Origin of the sequence: Streptomyces sp. NPDC060035, from assembly GCF_042736635.1 — a bacterium.
In the GTDB taxonomy this organism is placed as follows: domain Bacteria; phylum Actinomycetota; class Actinomycetes; order Streptomycetales; family Streptomycetaceae; genus Streptomyces.
In genome coordinates this window covers 1-5,749 of record NZ_JBHWVO010000063.1, presented here as the reverse complement: position 1 = coordinate 5,749, position 5,749 = coordinate 1, and the positions used below count along the sequence as shown (strand labels likewise).

At 69.6% G+C, this 5,749-nt stretch carries 8 protein-coding genes and 1 pseudogene; 5 read left to right on the top strand and 4 right to left on the bottom strand.

The window, feature by feature from the left end; all coding sequences use genetic code 11:
• Positions 1-92 precede the first annotated feature (92 nt).
• Complete coding sequence (locus ACFWBQ_RS38090; RefSeq protein WP_385508588.1) at positions 93-1,106, top strand: SPFH domain-containing protein; 1,014 nt, start codon at positions 93-95, stop codon at positions 1,104-1,106.
• Positions 1,103-2,002, top strand: coding sequence for a hypothetical protein (locus tag ACFWBQ_RS38085; protein WP_385508586.1), 900 nt, complete (start codon positions 1,103-1,105; stop codon positions 2,000-2,002). The genes ACFWBQ_RS38090 and ACFWBQ_RS38085 overlap by 4 nt, the downstream gene beginning before the upstream one ends.
• 86 nt (positions 2,003-2,088) lie before the next feature.
• Here the strand turns inward: ACFWBQ_RS38085 and ACFWBQ_RS38080 are convergent, their stop codons facing one another.
• Positions 2,089-2,328, bottom strand: a complete 240-nt coding sequence (locus ACFWBQ_RS38080) for a hypothetical protein (RefSeq protein ID WP_385508584.1) — start codon at positions 2,326-2,328, stop codon at positions 2,089-2,091.
• Positions 2,329-2,480: 152 nt separating this feature from the next.
• Here ACFWBQ_RS38080 and ACFWBQ_RS38075 point away from each other — a divergent pair, with 152 nt between their 5' ends.
• Positions 2,481-3,485: a helix-turn-helix transcriptional regulator gene (locus ACFWBQ_RS38075; protein WP_385508582.1), complete on the top strand. Its 1,005-nt coding sequence runs from the start codon at positions 2,481-2,483 to the stop codon at positions 3,483-3,485.
• Positions 3,486-3,519: 34 nt separating this feature from the next.
• Here the strand turns inward: ACFWBQ_RS38075 and ACFWBQ_RS38070 are convergent, their stop codons facing one another.
• Entirely contained in the window at positions 3,520-4,014 is a 495-nt protein-coding gene (locus ACFWBQ_RS38070; RefSeq protein ID WP_385508579.1) for an MATE family efflux transporter, read from the bottom strand.
• A gap of 129 nt (positions 4,015-4,143) precedes the next feature.
• Positions 4,144-4,347, bottom strand: a complete 204-nt coding sequence (locus ACFWBQ_RS38065; RefSeq protein ID WP_385508578.1) for a hypothetical protein — start codon at positions 4,345-4,347, stop codon at positions 4,144-4,146.
• A gap of 175 nt (positions 4,348-4,522) precedes the next feature.
• Here ACFWBQ_RS38065 and ACFWBQ_RS38060 point away from each other — a divergent pair, with 175 nt between their 5' ends.
• Together ACFWBQ_RS38060 and ACFWBQ_RS38055 are read left to right on the top strand one after the other, a co-directional pair.
• Positions 4,523-5,017, top strand: a complete 495-nt coding sequence (locus tag ACFWBQ_RS38060; RefSeq protein WP_385508575.1) for an FBP domain-containing protein — start codon at positions 4,523-4,525, stop codon at positions 5,015-5,017.
• 89 nt (positions 5,018-5,106) lie between these two features.
• Complete coding sequence (locus tag ACFWBQ_RS38055) at positions 5,107-5,514, top strand: SHOCT domain-containing protein (RefSeq protein WP_385508573.1); 408 nt, start codon at positions 5,107-5,109, stop codon at positions 5,512-5,514.
• Positions 5,515-5,556: 42 nt separating this feature from the next.
• Here ACFWBQ_RS38055 and ACFWBQ_RS38050 read toward each other — a convergent pair.
• Positions 5,557-5,749, bottom strand: a pseudogene (locus tag ACFWBQ_RS38050) (hypothetical protein); the annotation flags it as partial.

Below are 5,749 nucleotides of genomic sequence, written 5' to 3'. Positions count from 1 at the left end.
GCCCGCCGACGACCGCCTCAGCAGTTCTCGTCTTCTTGACGATATGGCACCGCTCCATTAGCGTCGTCATGACGAGAAAGAGGGGGACCACCATGGCCGACATCACCAGGCGCCTCGGCTGGCGACACCTGCGCTCCGCGCCCACCGCTCACATCCGCCACCACAAGCGCGGCAAGCTCAGCCACGACGGTCCCGGGCTGAGCTTCTGGTACCGGTCGCTCTCCGCCGCGCTCTCCGAAGTCCCGGTGAACGACCGGGAGCTGGCGATGGCCTTCCATGCGCGTACGGCCGACTTCCAGGACGTCACCGTGCAGGCCACCGTCACCTACCGCATCAGCGACCCGGCCGAGGCCGCCGCCCGGCTCGACTTCTCCGTGGACCCCGACACCGGGGTCTGGAGGAGCGCGCCGCTGGAGCAGATCGCCACCCTTCTCACCGAGACCGCGCAGCAGCACGCCCTGGATGTCCTGGCCAGGACACCGCTCGCCACCGCCCTGGTGGACGGGGTCGCCTCGGTACGCGAACGGGTCACCTCCGGCCTCGCCGCCGAACCGCGACTGCCCGCCACCGGCATCGACGTGGTGGCGGTGCGCGTCGTCGCCATCCGCCCCGAGGCGGAGGTCGAGCGTGCCCTGCGCACTCCGGCCAGGGAGCAGATCCAGCAGGAGGCCGACCGGGCCACCTACGAACGCCGGGCCGTCGCGGTCGAGCGGGAACGCACCATCGCCGAGAACGAGCTCGCCAGCCAGATCGAACTGGCCCGCCGCGAAGAGCAGTTGGTGGACCAGCGAGGCATCAACGCCCGCCGCGAGGCCGAGGAGAAGTCCGCGGCCGACGGCGTGCGCACGGAGGCCGAGGCCGGCCGCAAGGTACGCCTCGCCCGTGCGGAGGCGGAGGCCGCCCGCGCTGTCGGGTCGGCCCGCGCCGAGGCCCAGGCGGCCTGGCTCCGGGCGCACGCCGAAGTGGATACCGCCACCCTGCACGCCCTGGCCGCGACCCGGCTGGCGGAGAATCTGCCCCGCATCGACAGCCTCACCCTCTCCCCCGACGTGCTCACCGGCCTGCTCGCCCGGCTCGGCAGGACGGATCCGGAGGCGCGGGCGTGAGTCTGGCCCCACGTGCGGTCCTCGTGCACCGCACCACCGAGTACGAGGAACTGCTCGCCCGGCACGGGACCCACGGTCAGGCGGCGTTCTTCCTCTCGACCCGCGGCCGGTCCATCGACGAGGTGGCCGGGCGGCATCACCGTACGCAGCAGGCCCTCACCGAAGTGGCTGCCGCTGTGCCCCTGCAGTGGCGCCGTTCACGGGTCGAGCGCGCGGACCTCGACCGCTTCCTGTTCGGCCCCGAGGACGTGGTGATCGTGGTCGGACAGGACGGGCTGGTCGCCAATGCGGCCAAGTACCTGTCCGGCCGGCCGGTGGTGGGCATCGACACCGACCCGGGCCGCAATCCCGGGGTCCTCGTACGCCATCGCGCGCACGACGCGGCCGCGCTGTGCCGGGCCGCCGTCGCACCCGGTGACCGGGTGGACGCGCTCACCATGGTCGAGGCCGTCTCCGACGACACCCAGCGGCTCCTCGCGCTGAACGAGGTCTTCTGCGGACCGCCCGGCCACCAGACGGCGCGCTACCGCATCGGCCCGGACGGCGCCCCGTCCGCCGGGGAGTCCCAGGCGTCCTCGGGCGTGCTGGTCGGCACCGGGACGGGCGCGACGGGCTGGCTGCGCTCCCTCTGGGCCGAACGCTGCAGCGCGCTGCAGCTGCCGGGCCCGTCCGATCCGCGGCTGCTCTGGTTCGTGCGCGAGGCATGGCCGTCGCCCGCGACCGGTACATCACTGGTCGCGGGCGAACTGGGCCGTGGCGAAGGGCTGGTCCTCACCGTCGAGTCGGACCGGATCGTGGTGTTCGGCGACGGGATGGAGGCCGATGCCCTCGAGCTGACCTGGGGTCAGACGGTCCGGCTCGGGATCGCCTCGACCTCGTTGAATCTGGTGGTCTGACCCTGCCCTGCTCCCAGGAAGCCGGATTCCTCCCCCGCCCTGAAGGACGGGGCATCCTCCGGATAGCCGGCGAACCCCTGGGAACCTCACCGGTGGACCGTCACCGCCGGCGAGGTCCAGGTCTCCCTCGGGGCCGCGTGATCACGGTCGCCGCCCGCCTTGTCGCTCAGGGCCTCGGAAGAGACCGGCGTGCGCGTGTCCGGGACCTCGCAGGCGACGGGTGCGGCGACCGAAGCAGATCCGGGCAGCGCGGCGAGCCGAATCACGTTGACCTCGGGCACCGTCACGGTGAACCCGCTGAGGACCGTGTCGAAACGGCGGGTCACGGTTGGCTCGAGGCCAAGAATTTGTAACTGATACCTGCATGTATCTTCCACGTGTCCGACGGCCCCGATACTGGTCTGACACCCGCACACCGAGCCGTCGTGCTCGTCACGCCTTCCACGGCTGAGCGGAACGCTCGACCGAGGAGACCACTGTGCTGGGTGCGATAGGCCTCGATGCCGTCCAGGAGATCACCTACCGGGAACTGGTCGGGCACGGGGCGGCCGACTCGGCGCATCTGGCGGGCCGTCTCGCGCAGCCGGAGAAGGATGTCCTCCAGGCCCTGCACGGGCTCGAGCGTCAGGGCCTGATCACCCGGTCCGCCGAGCGCCCGGACTGCTGGGTCAGTGCTCCCCCGGCAGTGGCGCTGGGGCCTCTGCTCTCCCAACAGCGCCATGAGCTGGAGTGCGCGGAGCTGGCGGCGGCCAGACTGGCCGAGGAGTACCGGCCCGAAGCCGTCGCACCCGGCGTGCACGACCTGATCGAGGTCGTGACCGGTGCACAGGCGGTTTCCCAGCGCTTCTCCCAACTCCAGCTGGGGGCGGAGCGGGAGCTCTGCCTGCTCATCCGCAGTCAGCCGCTCGCGGTTTCGGCCGAGGAGAATACGGCCGAGGTACTGGCCATGTCGCGGGGCGTGAAGTACCGCGTGGTCATCGGCCGGGAGAAGTTTCCCGGACGCGATGGCGAGGCGGGCGATCTGTCCGGTCTCGCCGAATCCCTGGGCCGGGGCATGGAAGTGCGCGTGGTCGATGAGGTCCCGACCAAGTTGGTCATCGCCGACGGCGCGCTGGGCATGCTTCCGCTGAGCACCCCCACCACGGAACCGGCAGCTCTGGTGGCCCGGTCGAGCGGTCTGCTGGTCTCGTTGGTGGCGCTCTTCGAGCAGGTGTGGCGTCAGGGCCTTCCCCTGACACTCGGCAGGGGAAGCGACGAGGTCGAGGAGACGCCGCTGCCGGGGCCCGAGCCGATCGATCTCCAGATCCTTTCCCTGCTGTTGGCCGGCCTTACGGATGTGACCGTCGCCAAGGAACTCGACCTGGGCGCACGGACCGTACAGCGGCGTATCAAGCGGCTGATGGACCTCAGCGGGGCGACGAGCCGACTGCACCTCGGCTGGTACGCGAGCGAGCACGGCTGGATCACGCGTACCCACGGCTGAAAGGCTGTCGGGGGACCTGGGAACTGTCCGGCGCTCATTGGGCTTGGGCACGTCGGTTGTCGGCCGGTGTGCTGTCGGGTTCGGCGGCTGCGGTCTCCGGCCGACTCCTGTCGCGCTCTGCAGCCTCGGGCTGTTCCGTACGCCGGTACATCCTGGCGATGGCCGCGCATTGCAGCGCCATCGAAAGCGCGATGGCCAGGCAGATCCCCGGCATGCCCAACCCCGACATGCCGTACGCAAGCGCCAGTTGAATCACCACCCCGCATGTGGTGATTCGGGCAAGGGCCGGGCTGTCACCGCTGCCCTCGAACACCCCGCCCAGCGCGACGAAGCAAGCCAGAAGCACCAAGTACGGCCCCAGGCAGCGTAGATAGACGGCCCCCGCATCGGCCACCTCTCCCTCGCTGCCGAAGGCCTGCATGATCCACGGCCCGGCGGCGAGCAGTGTCAGCAGAGCCGTGAGCCCGAGTGATCCGGCGAGGAGCAACACCTGTCGTCCGACCGACACTCCGCCTTCGCCGTCCGGCATCCACGTCGGGCAGGACCGTGGCGGGACGGACGCCGCGTACACCGACCGCGGAAGGGTTCCGCCCGTTTGATCAGCTGCTCTTCGACGACCTCAGGGCCAGCGGCGACCTGCTTCGTAGGACGCTCCTGCTCAGACCCGCGTACCGGACGGTGTCGAGCAGGCAGGCCCGCGACGCGGGCCGGCCCCGCGTACCGCATGGAGCTCCAGGTCGAGTTCGGCGACGAGCCGACGCAGAACCGTGGTGATCGCGCGCTCCTTGGCCGGCGCCGGCGCGGTGTCCGCCAGCTTCTGCTTCGACTGGGCGTTCTCGTCGGACAGTGACTGCGCGACCACCGGCGTGTGCTGCTGCGCTCGTACGCGGGCCTGAAGCTCCTCGACGAGGTCCTTGTGGTCGTACCCGCCGGCGCACCATCTGCGGATCGCTGCTGACGGGCCGCAGCCATGAACCGTGAACCTACACCTCTTAATGATTTGCCTAGAGGTCATAGGCACGCTTAGCGTCGTTCTCATGAGAGCCGTCAGCGAGCAGGACATCCGAACATCGTTCGTCAATTGTTCCAAGGGCGAGGCGAAGCGGCTGCCGCTGCCCCGTGACCTCGACGAGCACCCGTGGGACGACCTGGACTTCCTGGGGTGGCGTGATCTGTCCGCACCGGACCGGAGCTACCTCGTCACGGACATGGACGGCGAGCTCACCGGCATCACGTTCCGCTCCTCGTCCCGGCAGCGCGGCTTCCTGCACCGCAGCATGTGTTCGGTCTGCCTGACCACACACCCGGGCTCCGGCGTCTCCCTGATGACCGCCCGCAAGACGGGACAGGCGGGCAGGGACGGAAATTCGATGGGCATCTACCTCTGTACCGACCTCGACTGCTCCCTGTACGTGAGGGGCAAGAAGGCCCCGGCTCCCGGCGGGCGCTTCGAGGAGACGCTGACCGTGGAACAGCAGATCGAACGGACCAGGGCGAAGCTGTTCGGCTTCCTCGGCACTCTCTCCGCCTGACCCTCCAGTCGCATCCGGGCGCCTGCGGATGCGGTGCGGTGGGAGCGGATGTACGAATAAGGGACAATTCGTGCGATCGGAGTAGGCCCGTGGACGACTATCCGCTCCTGAATCTCTTCCTGACCATGATGTACATGTTCCTCTGGGTCCTGTGGTTCTTCCTGCTCTTCAAGGTGGTCACAGACATCTTCCGTGACCACTCGCTGAACGGCTGGGCGAAGGCCGGCTGGCTCGTCTTCGTCATCGTGCTGCCTTACATCGGCGTCCTCGTCTACCTGATCGTCCGCGGCCGGAGCATGGGCCAGCGGGACGTCAAGCAGGCGAAGGACCAGGAGGCGGCCTTCCGGAAGTACGTACAGGAGGCCGCCGGAACCGAAGGCGGCGCCGGAAGCGGCAACGGCCATGTGACCGAACTCGCCAAGCTCGCCGAGCTCAAGGACAGCGGCCACATCGATCAGCAGGAGTACGAGAAGGCCAAGGCGAAGCTGCTCGCCTGATCCACCATCCCGCCGCCGTCCATGTCTTCCCGCCCGGTGCGCTCACGGTCGGGAAGACATGCACGGATGTCCGGTCCGGAAGTCCGCCCGGCTGCGCGGCATCACGACCGGTGAAGCATCTCCCGGCGCGCGGAGTATGTCCGCGTCCAGGCCGTAGAGCTCCCACACCAGTGGCTCGTCGACGGTGTCACCGGGGGTGCCCTGCCGCCGCCCGCTACGCCGACGGCGTAGCGGG

What these genes read in the sequence shown, in the direction of transcription:
- ACFWBQ_RS38090 (WP_385508588.1), top strand. Translation starts at nt 93, where the DNA reads ATGGCCGACATCACCAGGCGCCTCGGCTGGCGACACCTGCGCTCCGCG.
- ACFWBQ_RS38070 (WP_385508579.1), bottom strand. Translation starts at nt 4,014, where the DNA reads ATGCCGGACGGCGAAGGCGGAGTGTCGGTCGGACGACAGGTGTTGCTC.
- ACFWBQ_RS38060 (WP_385508575.1), top strand. Translation starts at nt 4,523, where the DNA reads ATGAGAGCCGTCAGCGAGCAGGACATCCGAACATCGTTCGTCAATTGT.